The organism is Lacipirellula limnantheis, assembly GCF_007746075.1.
GTDB classification, from domain to species: Bacteria; Planctomycetota; Planctomycetia; order Pirellulales; family Lacipirellulaceae; genus Lacipirellula; species Lacipirellula limnantheis.
This window is the reverse complement of record NZ_CP036339.1, coordinates 4,331,821-4,350,262: the sequence shown is the minus strand read 5'-3', so window position 1 is coordinate 4,350,262 and position 18,442 is coordinate 4,331,821. Positions and strand designations below refer to the sequence as shown.

Sequence of the window (18,442 nt, the reverse complement as noted above, 5' to 3'; positions counted from 1 at the left end):
CGGAGGGACCTTCCGATAGTAGTCCAGCCGATAGTAGTCCAGCACTTCCAGCGCTGGGTGATTTGGCAACAGGAGGTAGTACCCCCGTAGGGGCGACTGAAAACGAATCTCAATCGCCCCTCCGAGGCTCATGTCCTGCGACGGTCGCCTATCCCAGCACTGAAGGTGCTGGGCTATTGTCATGACGTCCCTACGGGACGGTCGGCTAATAGCTTCGCCCTCACTGACCGACTCGCATTCGCGCTAGTTAATGGCCCGCGCGGCCAAAAATAACTGCAGCTTTTGGCCACCCAATCTGCTAGGGTGCGCCTATCTGACGCCCTCGCTGCGCGCGGATCGCTCTTTGAAAATTCGCTAGAGTTCGCCGAGAGGGGAAGCGTTCCAGGATCCTAAAACTCGCCTTGCGCGCATTTCGTCGTTCAGCAATAATTACTAGCCGTGGCCCGCCCTGTCGCCCTGTCGCCCTGTCGCCTATTGCAACTCACGCCACGGCAACGAGTTCCGACTGGTGTCGCCAAAAATCGCTCAGGCGACACAACATTGAAGGCGACAATCGTCGGTCGCCGACTGTCGCGACAAAGATCGCGATCGTCGCATCAGCGTTGCACGTATCCTGCGCGCGCAAATCGACTTACGACTTCTGTCGCGAGCATTCGCCAAGGCGACAACAGGTCGCGACCGTCACGAATGCCCAATAATCGCCAGCCGGGCGTCGTAGGGGAATGAGATTGCAGGCTGCGGGCTGCAGGCTGCAGGCGAGGTTGGGGGGAGCTCGATCTCAATCTCATTCGCGTCGCGAAGAATGGCCGTGAGATCAAACTGCGCCGCGACGGCGGCTGTTCCTGGTTGCTCGATTCTGGACGCAGTTGCGACGGGATTGGCTGATTGCTGACTGCTGACCGCTGAATGCTCCTCGTCAAACCCTTGGCCGTTGACCCGCACGCCAGCGTCCGCGGGCAAGCCGCTCAGCACCAGCAGCAACTGGTCGTCAGCCTCCATCCCCGTCGGTCGATGGAAGCGCCGCGACCAACGCACGCCCCCCTGCTCGGTCGCCGCGCGTTGCCAGGGATCGCGGAGGCGGATGGAGTGGGCGAGGAACATGGCGATGTCAGTGCTCCGTTATTAGTCGTCAGTTGTCCGTGGCAGAATGCAGCAACTGACGACTGACGACGGACGCCGCGAGTACGACGTAGGAGCCTGCGGATAGAAGCAGGCTCGAATTTCCCGTCGCTCCGGCGGGTCGTTGACCCGCGGCTACTGCTTGAAGCTATGCGTCACCGACGACTCGCGAATCTGGCGGGCGTCGGGCTCGTAGACGCGGAAGATCACCTTCAGGCCGCGCAGCGGCACATCGTATGGCGGCGCGGTTTCCCGTTCGCCGCGATCATCGACGCCATTGGCATTGTCGTCATCAAGTCCGTTGGCGCCCTCGTCAGCGCCGGTTGACAGGCTGCCGTCACCATCTCGGTTGTCTTGATCGACGCCGTCATTCTCGTAGTGGTAGGACCAGGTATCGTAAACCGCCGGGTAGCCGCCGGCCGAGTTCCTGATCGGATGATAACCGGCCGGCCGCACTTGATTGAAATAGGGGACGGGCGCCGTGCTTGGCAGCGGCGTCGACGGAGCAGGATAGGTCATGACGCGGCCCACCCGGTCAAAGCCCCAGCCGAGATCGCAGTAGGCGCCGTAACCGGTGGCGTTCGCCGCGCCAGCGGTCGCCTTGGCGGCCATCCAGCCAAAATCGTTCGGTTCCAAAATGCTTCCGCTGGCGGCATAAAGCGGAGCACCAGGGTCGAATAAGCGAACGTCGAAAGCAAGTGCATTGCCCAGCACCTGCGCCGTGACGTCGGTATTGCCGGGAAGCAGCCGATCGCCGCGCAGCGCATGAGGATAGGGCCAATTGCCTGGGCGCGTGGCGCGATTCTCGCGTTTGGTGAGATCGCCCAGGGTGTTGGCCACCCATTGGCCGCCGCCCGTCGTGGGATCCCAATGGACGGAGACGTTTTCCGGCGGCTGGCCGATCCCTGATGACCACGGTCCCAACCACGGCGCGATCAACAGCACGCGACGGTACACGTGGCGAAAACCGTCATTTGGATCGGCGGTGTCGCTCGAGTCATCGACCTTCTTCTCTGTCGCGAACCAAAGAACCTCCGCCAGAGGAGACTCGACTAAAGCCTCAACGCTCGTCGCGGGATTCAACACCCGCGCGGTGAACGGGTCGCTCTCACTTCGCACCGTCAGGGCTAACACATCATCCCAATCCCCCAAGGCACGGCCGTCAGTCACCGCACCGGAAGGGAGCGTACGGCCGTCAGCAGCCCTGCCGCTTTCAGGATCGAAGGTTTGGCTGCTGGGAACTAGCGACGTGGTGTAATCGAGCTCACGATCACCGTTGGAGCCCGCACCTTCGTCACTGAGGTTGATCAATTCGGTGGGATCTTTATCTGACCACTGACCTTCCAGGATCTCGATGTACCCCTGATTCTCCGCCGGGTCTTGCCACGTCGAGCCGCGGCAGGTGGCGCCGGCCAGGTCCATCGCCAGTCGGTTGCGGACTTGGCGGAGCTGGGCGCCCGTCTCGATCGCCGCGCGGCGGTTGCGGATGCTGCCGCTCATGTTGGCGAACAGGTTCACCACGGCCGCCATCATCACCAGCGTCACCGCGAGGGCGACGAGCATTTCGATGAGGGTGAGGGCGCGTGGCGGCGAATGGGGAATGGGGAATGGGGAATGGGGGCGAGGGGGCTCGGCGGAGCGGACCCCTCGGAGTACCTCGGGGTGACAGGGCTCGGCGAGGCAATAGGGTTCGTCGGGGTGACCGAGCACGGACGTAGCGGCGCGATCGGCGCGCGGAGTGAGCGGGATTCGATCGACGAGATTGGTCATGCGGGTGCTCTGTACCGGAGGCGAACAGGCCGCGGACCCCTGAGAAAAGCGGCTTTCGCTCTATCTATTGCACCGCGCAGGGGGTGAAAAGTCAAGGAAGAGGGGGGCCGCGGCGTCTCTTCCCGGGCGAGAGGCAACGCACAGGCCTGCCCACACAACCCGCAGGACCAAACGAATTGCGGCGGCGTCCGTCGTCAGTTGTCCGTGGTCAGTTGCGGATTGCTGGGCGATCTACCCAGCAACTGACGACTGACTACGGACCACTGACCAACGAAAAAAGTCAGCCGCGGACCTTTGGTTCGCCGGAGGCCGGGCGGGCGGACGCGGTGGATGGCGTCGGCCTTCGACCTGCGGCGAGACCAGAGGCTCGCGGCTGATGTTTGTGTGGCGCGTTGGCCCCGGTTTTTCAGGAGCTTATTCCACGGCCATCATTCTCGAAGTACTTCACGGTTCACGCTTTAACCACAGAGCACACAGAGACCACAGAGGAAGATCTTGGGCATTCGCTCTGACTCGTCTTCTCTGTGGCCTCTGTGTGCTCTGTGTTAAAGGCGATGGATGATGGCGATTGAAAAAGCTTCTGAAGAACCGGGGGCCGATGCGGTTGGCGGAGCGGACCCCTCGGAGTACCTCGGGGTGACAGGGCTTTAGCGGAGTGACAGGGTTCGTACCTCGGGCTGACGGAGCGTCAGCTCAGGTCCCAAACTCCGGGCGGCGGCGGCCGAGTTGGCCCTGCAGGCGCTGGACAATCGCGCTGTGCATTTGGCTGACGCGGCTTTCGCTGAGGTCGAGCGTGGCGCCGATTTCCTTCATCGTCATTTCCTCGTAGTAGTAGAGGATGATGATGAGGCGCTCATTGCGGTTGAGGCCCTTGGTCACCAGCCGCATCAGGTCGGACTTCTGAATGCGCCGGGTCGGGTCTTCGCCCTTCTTGTCTTCGAGAATGTCGATCTCGCGGACGTCTTTGTAGCTGTCGGTCTCGTACCACTTCTTGTTGAGGCTGATCAGCCCGACCGCGTTGGCGTCGGCGATGAGCTTCTCGACTTCTTGCAGCGAGATTTGCATGTACTCGGCAATCTCGTTCTCATTCGGGGCACGGCCCAGCGAGGCTTCGAGCGTCTTGAGGCACTCGTTGAGCTTGCTGGCTTTCGAGCGGACGAGCCGCGGCACCCAGTCCATGCTGCGGAGCTCGTCGAGCATGGCGCCGCGGATGCGAGGGACGCAGTAGGTTTCGAACTTGACGCCGCGGCCCATGTCGAAGGCGTTGATGGCGTCCATCAGGCCGAAGACGCCGGCGGAGATGAGGTCGTCGAGCTCGACGCCGTCGGGCAGCCGCTGCCAGATGCGTTCGCCGTTGTATTTGACCAGCGGCAGGTAGTTTTCAATCAGCGCGTTGCGCAGTTCCTTGCGGCTCGGATCCTTCTTGAATTGATCCCAAAGATCCGCGATGTCCTCGGGGGCGCACCTCTTCGCGGTCAGCATCATCGTCGACATGCCATCCTCCGTGATGACCTGCGCGGCGGCGCCCCAGGGGCCTCGTCCGCGTCAGTCTTATTTCGTGACGAGAATCCGTTCTCGTTGTTTGTTGTATGCGTCTTGCGCGACCAGCGGTCGCGGCTTTGTAGTTGGTAACGCCGCGACCGGCGGTTGCGGCGTTATGGTTTAGCGTGTTGTTTTTTGTAGGCGGCGATTTCGCGTTCGAGTTTCTGACGCACCGATTCGTCGACCGTGTTGCGGGCGATGGAGCCGAGCGCGTAGCCGACAAACCCGTAGACGAGCGCCCAAAACATGGCTGACAAGATCGCCGATTCAAAGGCGCCGCCGGCTCTCAGGCTGCGGATGAGGATGATCGTCATCCCCAGTGCGGCCATGATGCAGGCGTACTTGCGAGCCACTCGATAAGTTCCTGGAGGCGTTAAAGCCGGTGCAATCGCGCCAGATTAACAGGCGGTTGCCGTCAGGACGACTGTTAGGTGTTATCGGCATGGGGGGCGGTGAAGATTAGTTTTCGGAGAAGAAAAGTTTTTTGAAGCTGTTTTCTTAGTGACGTTTGGAAGTCTCTCGCAGAGGCGCTGAGGCGCAGAGGGGATACAGAGAAACAAGTGTCGTTGGCGGATTTCCGTTCCCTGTGGCTTCTCTGCGCCTCAGCGCCTCTGCGAGAGATCTCTTTTGTCTGTGTAGTGGAACGAGCTAGCAGAGAGTTGTTTCGGTTTCACGAGTCGCAGGGCGGCGACGCGGAAGTCGGCGGCGAGGTCGGCGGCCAGCAGCCGCGTCGCTCGACGGAATGGTTCGTCGGGGATCGAAGGCGGATGGCGGAGCGAAGAAGGGGGAAGGTTCTCCTCGCCGATCGACGGTTGTTTCGTGCGGAGGAATTCCGGCAGCGCGGCGGCTGGTTTGGGGGTGAGCCGCAGGAACTTCGCGCAGGTGTCTTCGAAACGCATGGCCAGCGGGGCGAGCTCCCAGTCGTCGATAGTCCGGTTGAGCAGCAGCCGAATCTTGCCGTCGTGACGGTGATGTTGCGACAGCTTCACCGCGGCGTAGGCATCGAGGAACGACTCTGACTCGGGAGTGGCGACCAACAGCACCTGGCGGGCGAGCTGCCAGAGGCGATCGACCCACGGATTCATGCCGCTGCCGGCGTCGATGAGGATCGCGTCGGACTGCTGACTGAGAGCCACCAGCTCGCTGGCGAAGTGGTCGACTGCCTGACGGTCGAGGGGCGGGGGGAGTTCGCCCAAGGCGATGCCGGGGAGGAGACGGACACCTTCTGCGACTTCCACGAGAACCTCGACGGCGCGTCGCGTGCCGCGGAGGATCGCGTCGATGTTGTCGTCTTGGGGCGGTCGGAGATTGAAATGGTGGGCGGCGCCTGGTCTCAGGACGTTGGCGTCGATGAGGATGACTTGCTTGCCGAGCCGGGCGAGTTCGCGCGCCAGTTGACAAGCAACCGTGGTCGTGCCCATCTCCGCGCGTCCGCCGCTCACCGCGACGATCGGACCGCCCGGCGCTAGCGACGGATCGGCCTGCGCGGCGACGCGGACGAGCTTGCGAAGTTGAGCGGCTTGGTCGGGCATGCAGGAGTGGTCGGAGAACGGAGGCCAGAGTTCAGAAGTGGAGGAGGAAAAATCAGGACGTTTCGCCCTAGATTCTGCGAGTCGGGGGTGGATTATGCGGCGGTTGGGACGTTCAGGATCAGCTGCGCGAGCGCCCGCGGTTCGGCCACGTTGATGTCGTCGGGGACGTTCTGCCCGTCGGTCAGGTAGCTGAACGGCAGCTTGCAGGTGCGGGCGAGCGAGAGGACGTTGCCGAGCGCCGTCGCTTCGTCGATCTTCGTGACGATGGCGGCGGTGACGCCGACGGGGATGAACTTTTCGGCGGCGGCGACCAGACTGCGCGCCGATGCGGCGGCGCTGAGGACCAAGTGGACCTCGTTTGGCTCCGCCTCGGAGAGCATGGCGCGGAGCTCGCGGATGCGGACCTCGTCGCGCGGACTCCGCCCGGCCGTGTCCATCAGTACGAGATCGAAGTCGCGCATCTTCGCGACCGCCTCGCGCATCTCACGCGGCGTGCTGACGACTTCCATCGGCAGGTCGATGATCTCGGCGTAGGTGCGCAGCTGCTCAACGGCGGCGATACGGTACGTGTCGACCGTGACCAGGCCGACGCGGCGCCCTTCTTTGAGCCGATAGTTGGCGGCGAGCTTGGCGATGGTGGTCGTCTTGCCGACGCCGGTGGGTCCGACAAGAGCCACCACGCGACCAGCGCCGTTGGCGGCTTGAATGGGCCCCGTGACTTGGATCTCGTTCTGCAGGAGCTGCGCGAGTCGCAGTCGAACGGCGCGGCTGTCGGCTTGTTCGGCGCCTGGCTCGCGGCGGAGGCCGTCGACGAGCTCGCGGGCGACCCGTTCGTCAACTTCCGCTTCGATCAGGTCGGTGTAGAGGTCGAACAGGGCGGGCGGCGCCGCGGGGCGAGGCGGTTGACCGTTTCTGGCCCGCAGTTGGCCGAGGAGCGATTCGAGTTCGGCGATTTGAGGGGAATGCTGATGGTTGAAGGCGGAGTGCTGAATGGAGGATGGGACGGAGAGGTCGAGGTTGGCCTCGACCTGGTTGGCTGGGGGGCGTTCGAGGACCGCAGCGCGTGGTGCAGGCCCGGCCTCCCTCCCCAGCCCTTCGCGCGAGGGTGAGCGAGTCGTAAGTTCTCGGACCACTGCGCGTGGCCCGCGTTCCGGCGCTTTCTCTTGGCGCTCGACCTGAGCGGCGGCGATTTCGTAGCTTCGGCCAATGAACAGGCGTCCGAGAAGGCTGGCATGGCGCTCGCGCGTGTGGAGCACCATCGCCTCGGGACCGAGTTCTTGGCGAACCAGGTCGAGGGCCTTGGGCATCGTCTTGGCGCGGAAGGTTTTGATTTCCATGGGCGTTTTTTACTCGCCGGGGTCGAGACGACCCGGCTCGCTGTCTATGCGTGATCGGAGGCGAGACCGAGCGTCATTACCTGAGTGTCGCGGGTGATTTCGTTGAAGCTGAGGACGACGAGTTGCGGGATGTGGTTCTCGGTGATTTGTTTGAGCGCGGCGCGGATCTGCGGGCTGACCAGCACGATCGGCGTGTGACCGGCGGCGGTGAGCTTTTGCAACTGGGCGCCGATTGACTGGCAGGTCGCTTCGATCGCCTGCGGCGCCATGCGGATGAACATCCCCCGTTCGTTGTGGTCGAAGCCGGCGCGGATCCGCTCCTCCATCGCGGGATCGAGCGCGATGACGTGGATCTTGCCCTCGGCGTTGCGATAACGGGTGCAGATCTGTCGCGCGAGGCGGTGGCGGACGTACTCGGAGAGCAGGATCGGATCCTTCGTGCGCGGGGCGTAGTCGCCGAGCGTTTCGAGGATCAGGCTCAGCTGGCGAATGGGAACATGCTCGCGCAGCAAATGGTGGAGCACCGATTGGACCTCGGCGAGCGTCAACACGCTCGGGATCAGCTCGCTCACCACCGTGGGGTGCGTCGCCTTGAGCTCGTCGATGAGGTGTTTCGTCGCGTCGCGGGTGAGGATTTCGTCCGCGTGGCGGCGACAGACCTCGGTCATGTGCGTGGCGATCACGGCGCCTGGTTCGACGACCGTGTAGCCGCGCATTTCGGCTTCGTCTTTGCGCGAGGGATGAATCCAGCGGGCGTCGGCGCCGAAGGCCGGATCGCGAGTCACGATTCCTTCGACGGGTCCGGTGGTGAGGCCGGAGTCGATCGCGAGGAGTTGGCTCGGTTCGACGCGATCGTTGGCGACCGTCATGTCGGCGATCTTGATGCGGTACTCGTTGGGATCGAGCCGCATGTTGTCGCGAATGCGGACCTTGGGCATGATGATGCCGATCTCGCTGGCGACGCTTTGCCGGACGCGCTGAATTCGTTCCAGTAGATCGCCGCCGCGTTTGGGATCGGCGAGGCGGATGAGCCCAACGCCGACTTCGATCTCCATCGGATCGATCGTGAGATAATCTTCGATGCGCTCTTCGGCGGCGGGCTTGGGCGTCGCGGCGACTTGTGCGTCGCTGACGATTTTCTTCTTTTCGGTTTGGTTCATCATCCGCGCCATGCCGAGGCACGAGGCGGCGAGGATTAGCAGCGGCGTCCGCGGCAAGTCGGTCGCGATGAGGATCGCGAGGAAGCAGCCAGTGATGGCCAGCGCCTGCGGTCGCGAGAACAGCTGCGTGATGAACAACTCAGGGAGATTCGACTTTTGCGTGCTACGCGTGACGAGCAAGCCCGCGGCCAACGAGATGAGGAATGCCGGGACCTGGCTCACCAGGCCGTCGCCGATGGTGAGCCGCGTAAACAGCGTCGCGGCTTCGCTGAACGGCATGCCGTATTGCAGCACGCCGATGGCAAGTCCGCCGAAGATGTTGATGATCGTGATGAGGATGCCGGCGATGGCGTCGCCGCGGACGAACTTGCTGGCGCCGTCCATCGAGCCGTAGAAGTCGGCTTGTTGGGTGATTTCTTCGCGGCGCCGCTGGGCTTCTTTTTCGTCGATGGTGCCGGCGTTGAGATCGGCGTCGATCGCCATCTGCTTGCCGGGCATGCCGTCCAAGGCGAACCGGGCCCCGACTTCGCTGATGCGCGTGGCGCCCTTCGTGATCACGATAAACTGAATCACGATGATGATTACGAAGATGATAATGCCGACGACGATGCTGCCGTCGCCGGCGACGAAGTTGGCGAAGGCCATGATCACCCCGCCGGCCGCTTCTTCCTTCTGCGTGGCGGCGTGGGTCAGAATGAGGCGCGTCGTCGCGATGTTGAGCACCAACCGCGCGAGCGTCGTCGCGAGCAGCACGGTGGGGAAGATGCTGAATTCCAGCGGCGTGCGAACGTAGATGGTCGTCAGCAGCACCATCACCGAGAGGGCGATGTTGGCCGAGAGCAACACGTCGAGCAGCGCGGTGGGCAGCGGCACGAGAATCACCAGCACGCTGGCAATGATCCCCAACGGCAAGATGAGATCTTGCCGGCGATGGAGCCAGTCGAGTGCGGTCATCGGTCCGGAGGCCATGTAGCTTTGAGGTCCGCGCAAGTATGCGTGGTCGACGCCATGCTGGCGCGACGTGACAAGGGGCGGGGATCGTAGGCGACGATTCGGAAAGTGTCCAGATCGTTGGCGCGTGACAATCAGCGCGCACTGCGGCGTCGCTGGCAAAGTTTGCTGCCGGCATCGGTTGCGCGGGGCGGCGCCGCGTTACAACGCGACCAATCGCCGGACGGCTGAACGAATCGCCGGCCGGCGGGCGATAGTCACTGCTATCAACTTGCCTGCCGTCCGTGGATTGCGCTCGCTGTGAATATCCCCGCCCCCTCTCGCCGGATCCTTTCGCCAGCCCTCTTAATCGCAGGAGTTTGCCTGCTTTCAGGATGCATCGAGACCGTGGGGCCCGACGGCGTGCCGGCAACGATTCTTGACGCTCGGATGGTGACGCAGCGGGGGGCGATCACCTTCGTCAAGGGGTGGGACGTCGGTCGTCGCGTCGCAGCCGAGCGCCGTCAACCGGCGCTTGTCTTTTTCACCGCGCACTGGTGCACCTACTGCCGCAAGATGGAGGGGACGACCTTCACCGATCCGGCCGTAGCGCACCTAGCGACGCAATTCGTCTGCGTGCTCGTCGACGCCGACGAAGAGCCCGCCGTCTGCCAGCGGTTGCAGCTTTCGGGTTATCCAACGCTGGAGATGTTCTCGCCGACGGGGACCTCCCTGGGAAGATTGACGGGCTGGCAAGGAGCGCCGGCGCTCGCTCAGTCGTTACAGGCGGCGTTACAGCGGCATGCGCTGCTCGAGCAGCCGCTGCGACGGTAACCGCTTCAGCATTCCCCATTTTCTTTGCCGTGCCGCTCTGGCGGGGCGTTGACTTGCGGCTAGCTGCTGTGGCCCCTTGCGGCGGTGTGCCGACGGCGCGATACTTTGCGGCAGCGATCGGCCGCTCACAGGCGACCGTGAGCGTTGCCATCATAAGTTAGTGAAACTGGGGGGAGTTAGAGTCATGCGACGAGCGAAGATCAGCATCATCGGGGCGGGAAACGTTGGCGCCACCACCGCGCACTGGTGCGCCGCCGCTGAGTTGGGCGACATCGTCCTCGTCGACGTCCCGCAGACCGAGGACATGCCCAAGGGCAAGGCGCTCGATCTGATGCAATCGTCCCCGGTGATGATGTTTGACGCGAACGTCACCGGCACGACCAGCTACGACGCTACCAAAGACAGCGACGTCGTTGTGATCACGGCCGGCCTGCCCCGCAAGCCGGGGATGAGCCGCGATGATCTGCTCGGCACGAACGCCAAGATCATGACGGCCGTCTGCAACGAGATCAAGAAAACGAGCCCTAACGCGGTGGTCATCGTCGTCAGCAACCCGCTCGACGCGATGGTGCAGCGGGCGATGCAGGTGACGGGCTTTCCGCCGGCCCGCGTCGTCGGCCAGGCAGGCGTCCTCGATACGGCCCGCTATCGCACGTTCCTGGCCATGGAACTCGGCGTAAGCGTCGAAGATATTTCAGCGCTACTGATGGGCGGCCACGGCGATACGATGGTGCCGCTGCCCAGTTGCACCAGCGTCGGCGGCATTCCCGTTACGCAGTTGATCAAGCCGGAGCGCTTGAAGGAGATCATCGAACGGACCGCCAAAGGCGGGGCTGAGATCGTCAGCCTGTTGAAAACCGGCAGCGCCTACTACGCTCCGGCGGCCGCCACCACGCAGATGGTCGAAGCGATCGTCCGCGACAAGAAGCGGCTGATTCCTTGCGCCGCCTACTGCGACAAGGAATACGGCGTCGGCGGTTTTTACGTCGGCGTCCCCGTCATCCTCGGGACGAGCGGGGTCGAGAAGATTGTGGAGCTCAAACTCGAAGAAACGGAGAAGGCGGCGTTTCAGAAGAGCGTCGACGCCGTGAAAGAACTCGTCAAGGTCATGGCCGGCTTAGTGTAGACTGGCTATCGCAACGGCGCCGTCGTGATCCCGTCGCCGCCGGCTCGGGAGTCAGAGATCGAATTTCCTGTCGAATGATTCGACGCTTGCACGCAGGGCGTGATCTTCGTCTCAGGATGGGACGGCCATTTATTGGCTCGCAGACGCTAGCATGCGTCACTTCGCGCGGCCGAGAACTGACGGAATTGACACGCGCCGCTCGGTCGTTTACAAACCCAAATCGTGTCGCCGCTACGCACGTTAGAATGCCGCGACGCTGCGGTCCCCGACAGACCCCGACGACAGAAACTATGAATCGCCTGCACACCTCCAAGGCGTCGAGTTTTCAGCTTTCTTCGCAGTTCGATTCTCTACTTAGCTTCAATAAACAGCCGAGCACGAAGACGAAGGCCGCGCCGCGGCGACGCGATCGAGCCGCGGCTCCTCATTACGCGCTCTTCGCTCCGCTCCATTACGAGCGGGGTTACGCGTACCCGCTGCTGATCTGGTTGCACGACGATGGCGGCAGCGAACGCGAACTGCGGCAGTTGATGCCGCACGTGAGCGTGCGAAACTACGTCGCGGCCGCCGCCCGCGGCGTTGGCGGCGAATCGGGCCGACACGGCTACAGCTGGGAGCATTGTCCCGACTCAGCCGCCGAGGCGTCGGATCGCGTCACTGAGTGCATCGAAGCGGCAAAGCGGCGATTCAACGTTCACGCTGACCGCATTTTTCTCGCCGGTCAAGGAAGCGGCGGCACGATGGCGCTGCGACTGGCGCTGCGATATCCGCAGTTGTTCGCCGGCGTCATCTCGATCGGCGGCGCCATGCCGCGGCGCGATGCTCCGCTGAACCGGGTGAAGGAAGCTCGCGGCCTGCCGATTTTGTTGGCCAGCTGCCGCGATAGCGAAGCGTATCCGCAAGCCGAAGTGGTCAGCGATCTCCGTTTGCTGCACTCGGCGGGTTTTTCGCTGGCCCTGCGTCAATATCCGGGCGATGACGAGCTGACCACGGCAATGCTTTCGGATATGGACCGCTGGATGATGGAGCGAATCTCAGCCACTGCAGCGACAGTCTCCTAGCCACTGCGACTTTCGCGCGTGGCAGCCAACCTTGCAGGCTGAGTTCACACGCCACGCCAGCGTGGTCTGAGAGCGAGCCTTGCTTGACCTGCGGGTCTAAGAAGCGCTCGACGCGAATATCTGTGGGGGCGAGCACTGGTCCCTTTGCTGGCGCCATTAATTTGCTCGTGCCGCAGGTTGTTTCCCAGCGGCGCGCGTGCCGGCACTGCATCCACGGCGAGAACACAGTTTATCGGACGGGCGCCGCGAGGGTGAAACGTTCTGCTAGCAGAACGTCGATTGACACTCCTTCCGCGATTTCAGTACAAGCCCCCGAGTTTTTCCTCAAGATTCGGCGATGGATCGCCGAACGGCGCGGAAAAAAGTTGTCGTCCCGCTGACTCTGGCATGGAAGCTCCGCACGGTCATGGCGCCGCCAAGCACGCCGAGGAACCATCCTCGTCGCAGGGCCGAATCGCGCGACTGCTGCACTGGGCCACGGCATCGAAATTACGGATGGCCATCGCCGGTTTGACGGTGCTGCTGCTGCTGGGCGGCTCCGTCGCGACTTTCAGCTTGGCGCAACAGTGGGCGGAGGAAGTGGTCGAGCGCGACTACGTCCAACTTGCGCTCCAAGCGCTCGACGATGAAAATTACAATGACGCCAAGTCGTTAATCGGCCAGATGCAGCAGCAGCCGGCGAGTCCCCGGCAGTTGTCATCCGCACTCTTCGTGTTGGGCGTCGTCAAAGCGCATGATGCAGACGCGGAAGCGTCCCAAAGTCGACGGCGCGCGATGCACGAAGTGGCGTCACGCTATCTGCAACGGGCGCTGAAGCTGGAACTCGATGAAAGCCGTCGTGGACAGGCGAATTTCCTGCTGGGGCGCAGCATGGTCCGCAGCGGTCAAACGCAGGAAGCGATCCGCGTGCTGGAAGAGTCGTTGAATGATCCGACCCAGCCCCAGGCTGAGATTCACTCGATGCTCGTCGCGGCGCACCTCGACGGGCGCGAGCCTGACCTTAAGTCAGCGCTGAGGCACAATGAGTTTGTGTTGGCCGACTCCGCGCTTGACGACGGCAAACGACAACAAGCGACCATTGTCAGCGCCGAGGCGCTTATGAAGCTCGGGCGGCGCAGCGCCTCCCGAGAATTGCTCGAGAACTTGCGCGCCGACGGCGTCGAAGAGGCCTATCGCGTCCTCACGCTCGGCCGGATCAACTTGGAAGAGGCAGAGAAGCTGCCGGTCGAATCGACCGAGCGAGCCGAACTCTTGCAGCGTGCGCAAGAACAGTTGCAGGGGGTCGCGCAACTCGATCCGACCCATGGGCGGCCAACGCGCCAGGCTGCCCTGTGGATCGCGAAATACTTCGAATTGAGCGGCAATCACGAAGCGGCGGCGTCCGAGTACGACAAGGTTGCTAAAACCTATCCCGACACCGCGGCAGGGCTCACGGCCGCGCTGGCCGCCGCTGATAATCATCGGCGCAACGGTCAACTTGAGCGCGCCCTACTTGACTACAAGCGGGTGCTGGCCGCGATCGAGTCACCCGAAAGCTACGACGATTCGCTGTTGCCGCTCGAAGATCTGCGCGAACGCATGAGGGGAGCGTACGAGAAATGCTTGGAGCAGCAGCTCTTTCCGGAAGCGCTGACGTTGGTTGACCTGTTTCGCTCCGTATTCGGCGAGGCGCAGACGACGGAAATGCGGGCCAAGACGCACCAAAAGTGGGGCGAGCAGCGACTCAAGCAGGCCGACGCCGAGCGGTTTCGCACCGAGGCGATGAGGCAGGAAGCGCGAACGCAACTGCGCGAGGCCGGACGCGCGTACGAGGCGCTCGCCCGATTGCGATTTGCGACTCGACAGTTCGTCGAGGACCTGTGGAACGCCGCCGAATGCTACTTCATCGGGCAAAGCTATACGCAGGCAGCGCGGTTGTACGACGAGTATCTGCACAACGAGTCGCGCCGGCGAAATCCGCTGGCGCTCTTGCGGCTCGGACAGTCGGAACTGGCGGCGCGGCGCTTCGATCAGGCGATCGAAGCGCTCAGCGAGTGCGTCGAAATGTACCCGCTCGACCCCGTGGCGTACCAGGCTCGGCTCGAGGCGGCGCGCGCCTACGAGCAACTCGACAAGCCGAAGGAAGCCGAACAGCTGTTGCTCACGAATCTGGTGGAAGACGTCCTGACGCCAACGAGCCCGGAGTGGCGGGACTCGCTGTTTGAACTGGGGAATCTGCTGTATCGAGAGGGACGATACGACGAAGCGATCAAACGGCTCGATGAAGCAGTCAAGCGTTATCCGGAGGGACGCGAGACGCTGCTGGCGCGATATACCATCGGACGCTCCTATCATGCCGCCGCGGCGGAGCCGGCCAAGAGATTCGCGGAGTCGAAGACCGAGAACGAACGTCAAAGCGCCAAGGCGCAGATGACCGAGCTGCTCATCAAAGCGCACGAAAACTATCAAGGCGTGCAGCGCGCGCTGACCCTCGGCAGCGGCGATCCGGACGATCAGTTGCAACAGACGCTTTTGCGCAACTGCTACATGCTGCAGGGATCGGCGTTGTTTGAGCTCCGCCGCTTCGACGAGGCGCTCAAGGCCTATGGCAACGTGATCACCTCCTATCAGAACGACCCGATTGCGCTGGAAAGCTTTGTTCAGGCAGCCGCCTGCTGGCGACGGCTCGACCAGCCGGTAAAAGCTCGGGTCACGCTCGATCAGGCGAAGCTGGTGCTCAAAGAAATGCCTCCCGAGACCGACTTTCGCACCGCGACCAACTTCACGCGGCAGCAATGGGAGTACTTGTTGAATCAGATGAGTGCGTGGTGAGGGAAGGCAGGGCGATCGGGGATCGGAGATCCGCGACCAGAGCGACCTGCGAGTTAACCGTTCACGAATTACCAGGCGCCGATCACTTGCCATCCATGCAAGAACTATCAACGCAACTGTTAGCCGACCTCGTTTCCAAGCGGCGCAAATGCCTGGTGCAGCTGCGCGAGTTGGGGATGCGCCAGGCCAAGATGATTGCCGGCGGCGAGATGGCCGAGCTCCTGCGGTTGGTGTCGGCGAAGCAACAACTCATCGTGGCTCTCCAAGCGATCGAGCAGCAACTGGCGCCATTTCATGAGCAAGACCCCGAAGCGCGGCAGTGGTCTTCAAATGACGCGCGGGCCCAGTGTGCCGCGGATGCGGAGGCCTGTCGGACGTTGATTCAAGAAGTGATGGCCATGGAACAAGCGGGCGAACGGCAAATGACCGAACGCCGCGACGCCGTCGCGAACCAGTTACGAACAGTCGCCGCGGGCAGCCGCGTCCGCGACGCGTACCAGGCACAAGCGAATCGATAACGAGTCGGAATAGCCGCATACGCCCATTGCCCCCCCGGTCGGTTACCGGGGGGTAGCAGCGCAAACTACGAAAGCCAACCATGCACAACCTGAAGCTCCACCTAGAGGACGACGAGCCCAACGAAGCTCTCCCGGGGGTGGTAGACGGTGCTGGCGCCGACGAACCAAGCCTTGCCGCGATCCTGGAAGCGTGGAACGACGCCACTCTCCGTTTGCAGCAAACGCATGAAACGCTACAAGGCGAAGTAGCGCGGCTCACCGACGAGCTCGCGAAGAAGGATCAAGAGCTAGCTCGGCAAACGCGGCTAGCTGACTTGGGACGGATGGCGTCGCACGTCGCTCACGAGGTGCGAAATAGCCTCGTCCCGGTCAATTTGTACATGAGTTTGCTCCGCAGGCGGCTGTCGGACGATTCCGGCAGCCTCGACGTCTTGGCAAAGGTGGAGGCCGGGTTTACCGCCCTGGATGCTACCGTGAACGATCTGCTCAGTTTCACCGCACATCGCGAGCCGCAGTGGCGTTCTTTTATTCTGCCGGATCTGGTGGAGGAGATTTTCGACTCGCTGGCTCCGCAACTCGAGGCGCAGCGAATCGACGTCTCCATCGACGTACCGCCGAACACGGTCGTCACCGCTGATCGCGAAATGATGCGGCGGGCAATTCTCAATCTCGTGCTGAACGCCGTCGACGTGATGCCGCGCGGCGGCGAGTTGGTCGTCACTTCCTACCAGCGCCGCGGCGGGCTGGAACTTGAAGTCGCCGACAGCGGCCCGGGGCTCAGCGAGGATGACCGGCGCCGGATTTTCGACCCCTTCTTTACGACGAAGGCGACCGGCACGGGATTGGGACTCTCAATCGTCAACCGCATTGTCGAGGCCCACGGCGGCCGCGTCACGGCGATGAATTGTCCCGAAGGGGGGGCCGCCTTCACGATTGAACTGCCGCCGCGTCGTGCGATGGGAGTGGCGGCTTAATGCGATCCAGGTCGGAGAGTTCATCGAAGGTCGAGCCCGTCTGCCGCGGGCGCGTGCTGGTCGTCGACGACCATGCCGCGGTGCGGGAGTCGGTGATCGACGTGCTGCGACAAGCGGGATATCGCGTCGAAGGATTGGCAAGCGCGGTTGAAGCGCTGCCGGTGCTCGAGCGCGCAGCATTCGACGTCGTCGTCACGGACCTTCAGATGCCGGCGATGGACGGGCTGGAGTTTATTCGCCGGATGTCGCAGCGGCGACTGCCGACGCAGGTGATTATGATCACCGCCCATGCGACCATCGCATCAGCGGTCGAAGCGATGCGGTTCGGCGCCTTCGATTATTTGGAAAAGCCGTTCGACGTCACGCGACTGGAAGAACTCGTCGCGCGGGCGATGGAACGACGGCAGCTCTGCGGCGACGATGCCGCGGTGCTGACGCCGCCGAACGCGAGCAATCGCAGCATGCGAGGAGGCGCTTCGCCTCCGCCGGTCGACTCGCTCGACGCGATGGGGATGATCGGCGCGAGCCCCGCCATGCGACTGCTGCGGGAACGAATAAGCCAAGTGGCGCCAACCGACGAAACGGTGCTGATTTGCGGCGAAAGCGGCACTGGCAAGGAACTAGTGGCGCGGGCCGTCCATGCGCTCAGCCGCCGCTCTAGCGGGCCGCTCGTCAGTTTGAATTGCCCTGCCCTGTCGCCGCAACTGGCGGAGAGCGAGTTGTTCGGCCACCGCCGCGGCGCGTTTACCGGCGCCGACGCCGATCGCGTCGGCCGTTTCGAACTTGCCAAGGGGGGCGCGATCCTCCTCGATGAAATCACCGAGATCGACCTGCCGCTCCAGGCGAAGCTGTTGCGCGTCTTGCAGGAGCGGACGTTTGAATTGGTTGGCTCCAGCGAGTCGCGGCAGGCGGATGTGCGCGTGATGGCCAGCACGAATCGCGACCTCGGGGCTGAGATCGCCGGCGGGCGGTTCCGCGAGGACCTGTATTATCGACTGGCGGTGGTGCCGCTGGAGTTGCCGCCGCTACGAACCCGCGGCGACGATGTGCAACTGCTGGCAGACTATTTCCTCGATCGCGCTGCCAGCCGCCTCGCGCGCCCGCGGCTAGAACTCGCTGCCGACGCGCGTGAGTTGCTCGCCGCCTACCACTGGCCGGGGAATGTGCGCGAGTTAGAGAATATTATCACCCGGGCCTGCGTTCTGAACCGCGGGGCGCCAATCGCCGCGGACGACCTTCGACCATGGCTCCAACAGCCCGAAGGAATTAACTTCGCAAAGACGCCGCCAGGCCATGGAGACGCGGGACATGCTGCGCCTGTGGCCGGTAATCTCGACGAGATGGAACGGGCGATGATCGTCGCCACCCTGCAGCGCTTCGGCGGCAACCGCAGCCAGACGGCGGCTGCGCTCGGCATCGGCGTCCGCACGCTCAGCGGCAAGATGCGGGCATACGGATTTGCGCCCCGGACGCGCGAATTTGGCGGAACCGGGGAGTTCACGCATCATCGGCAGTTTTCGCCGATCGATTCGGCCAATTCTGCCGTTGCCATGAATCGCCGAACCGCGTAATCACTCCGTCGCGAATGCGTGCGCCGTTGCGGCGAACGTTCGCGACGGGTTTCTCGCTGCAAAGCAGCGCTCGCTACATCGGGCGCCGCAATTTGGCGGCAGGCGCCCAGATTGCCAACGGCACGTCGCTTGCCAGTGGTTTGAGCGCAAGGAAGTC

At 63.1% G+C, this 18,442-nt stretch carries 14 protein-coding genes; 7 read left to right on the top strand and 7 right to left on the bottom strand.

What is annotated here, in order from left to right; genetic code table 11:
• Nucleotides 1-681: 681 nt before the first annotated feature.
• The 7 genes from I41_RS16760 to flhA form a co-directional block, all read right to left on the bottom strand.
• Nucleotides 682-1,101: a hypothetical protein gene (locus I41_RS16760; RefSeq protein WP_145434061.1), complete on the bottom strand. Its 420-nt coding sequence runs from the start codon at nt 1,099-1,101 to the stop codon at nt 682-684.
• 153 nt (nt 1,102-1,254) lie between these two features.
• Nucleotides 1,255-2,889, bottom strand: a complete 1,635-nt coding sequence (locus I41_RS16755; protein ID WP_145434060.1) for a PilW family protein — start codon at nt 2,887-2,889, stop codon at nt 1,255-1,257.
• Between the two features lie 693 nt (nt 2,890-3,582).
• Nucleotides 3,583-4,374 carry a FliA/WhiG family RNA polymerase sigma factor gene (locus I41_RS16750; protein WP_145436383.1) on the bottom strand — a complete coding sequence of 264 codons (792 nt, stop codon included), beginning with the start codon at nt 4,372-4,374 and terminating at the stop codon, nt 3,583-3,585.
• A 170-nt stretch (nt 4,375-4,544) separates the two neighbouring features.
• Nucleotides 4,545-4,784: a hypothetical protein gene (locus I41_RS16745; protein ID WP_145434059.1), complete on the bottom strand. Its 240-nt coding sequence runs from the start codon at nt 4,782-4,784 to the stop codon at nt 4,545-4,547.
• Between the two features lie 249 nt (nt 4,785-5,033).
• A complete protein-coding gene (locus I41_RS16740; protein WP_145434058.1) occupies nt 5,034-5,963 on the bottom strand; it encodes a MinD/ParA family protein in 930 nt (309 codons plus the stop codon).
• A gap of 92 nt (nt 5,964-6,055) precedes the next feature.
• Nucleotides 6,056-7,300, bottom strand: coding sequence for a flagellar biosynthesis protein FlhF (flhF, locus tag I41_RS16735; RefSeq protein WP_145434057.1), 1,245 nt, complete (start codon nt 7,298-7,300; stop codon nt 6,056-6,058).
• A 44-nt stretch (nt 7,301-7,344) separates the two neighbouring features.
• Nucleotides 7,345-9,414, bottom strand: coding sequence for a flagellar biosynthesis protein FlhA (gene flhA, locus I41_RS16730; RefSeq protein WP_145434056.1), 2,070 nt, complete (start codon nt 9,412-9,414; stop codon nt 7,345-7,347).
• 297 nt (nt 9,415-9,711) lie between these two features.
• On the opposite strand from flhA, the gene I41_RS16725 reads away from it, so the two are divergent.
• The 7 genes from I41_RS16725 (at nt 9,712) to I41_RS16695 (ending at nt 18,285) form a co-directional block, all read left to right on the top strand.
• The gene (locus tag I41_RS16725) at nt 9,712-10,224 is read left to right on the top strand and encodes a thioredoxin family protein (protein WP_145434055.1); all 513 of its coding nucleotides are present in this window, start codon (nt 9,712-9,714) and stop codon (nt 10,222-10,224) included.
• Nucleotides 10,225-10,408: 184 nt separating this feature from the next.
• Nucleotides 10,409-11,350 carry a malate dehydrogenase gene (gene mdh / locus I41_RS16720; RefSeq protein WP_145434054.1) on the top strand — a complete coding sequence of 314 codons (942 nt, stop codon included), beginning with the start codon at nt 10,409-10,411 and terminating at the stop codon, nt 11,348-11,350.
• A 290-nt stretch (nt 11,351-11,640) separates the two neighbouring features.
• Nucleotides 11,641-12,411 carry an alpha/beta hydrolase gene (locus I41_RS16715; RefSeq protein WP_168206958.1) on the top strand — a complete coding sequence of 257 codons (771 nt, stop codon included), beginning with the start codon at nt 11,641-11,643 and terminating at the stop codon, nt 12,409-12,411.
• Between the two features lie 387 nt (nt 12,412-12,798).
• Complete coding sequence (locus tag I41_RS16710; protein WP_145434052.1) at nt 12,799-15,222, top strand: tetratricopeptide repeat protein; 2,424 nt, start codon at nt 12,799-12,801, stop codon at nt 15,220-15,222.
• 95 nt (nt 15,223-15,317) lie between these two features.
• Nucleotides 15,318-15,740 carry a hypothetical protein gene (locus I41_RS16705; RefSeq protein ID WP_145434051.1) on the top strand — a complete coding sequence of 141 codons (423 nt, stop codon included), beginning with the start codon at nt 15,318-15,320 and terminating at the stop codon, nt 15,738-15,740.
• Between the two features lie 80 nt (nt 15,741-15,820).
• The gene (locus I41_RS16700) at nt 15,821-16,714 is read left to right on the top strand and encodes a sensor histidine kinase (protein ID WP_145434050.1); all 894 of its coding nucleotides are present in this window, start codon (nt 15,821-15,823) and stop codon (nt 16,712-16,714) included.
• Nucleotides 16,714-18,285, top strand: a complete 1,572-nt coding sequence (locus I41_RS16695) for a sigma-54-dependent transcriptional regulator (RefSeq protein WP_145434049.1) — start codon at nt 16,714-16,716, stop codon at nt 18,283-18,285. Before I41_RS16700 ends, I41_RS16695 begins: the two co-directional genes overlap by 1 nt.
• The last annotated feature ends 157 nt before the right edge of the window (nt 18,286-18,442 follow it).

Bases quoted from the DNA above. Each gene is read 5' to 3' on its own strand.
- I41_RS16750 (WP_145436383.1), bottom strand. From the start codon at position 4,374: ATGATGCTGACCGCGAAGAGGTGCGCCCCCGAGGACATCGCGGATCTT.
- flhA (WP_145434056.1), bottom strand. From the start codon at position 9,414: ATGACCGCACTCGACTGGCTCCATCGCCGGCAAGATCTCATCTTGCCG.
- I41_RS16755 (WP_145434060.1), bottom strand. From the start codon at position 2,889: ATGACCAATCTCGTCGATCGAATCCCGCTCACTCCGCGCGCCGATCGC.
- I41_RS16715 (WP_168206958.1), top strand. From the start codon at position 11,641: ATGAATCGCCTGCACACCTCCAAGGCGTCGAGTTTTCAGCTTTCTTCG.
- mdh (WP_145434054.1), top strand. From the start codon at position 10,409: ATGCGACGAGCGAAGATCAGCATCATCGGGGCGGGAAACGTTGGCGCC.
- I41_RS16700 (WP_145434050.1), top strand. From the start codon at position 15,821: ATGCACAACCTGAAGCTCCACCTAGAGGACGACGAGCCCAACGAAGCT.
- I41_RS16710 (WP_145434052.1), top strand. From the start codon at position 12,799: ATGGAAGCTCCGCACGGTCATGGCGCCGCCAAGCACGCCGAGGAACCA.
- I41_RS16695 (WP_145434049.1), top strand. From the start codon at position 16,714: ATGCGATCCAGGTCGGAGAGTTCATCGAAGGTCGAGCCCGTCTGCCGC.
- flhF (WP_145434057.1), bottom strand. From the start codon at position 7,300: ATGGAAATCAAAACCTTCCGCGCCAAGACGATGCCCAAGGCCCTCGAC.
- I41_RS16705 (WP_145434051.1), top strand. From the start codon at position 15,318: ATGCAAGAACTATCAACGCAACTGTTAGCCGACCTCGTTTCCAAGCGG.
- I41_RS16760 (WP_145434061.1), bottom strand. From the start codon at position 1,101: ATGTTCCTCGCCCACTCCATCCGCCTCCGCGATCCCTGGCAACGCGCG.
- I41_RS16740 (WP_145434058.1), bottom strand. From the start codon at position 5,963: ATGCCCGACCAAGCCGCTCAACTTCGCAAGCTCGTCCGCGTCGCCGCG.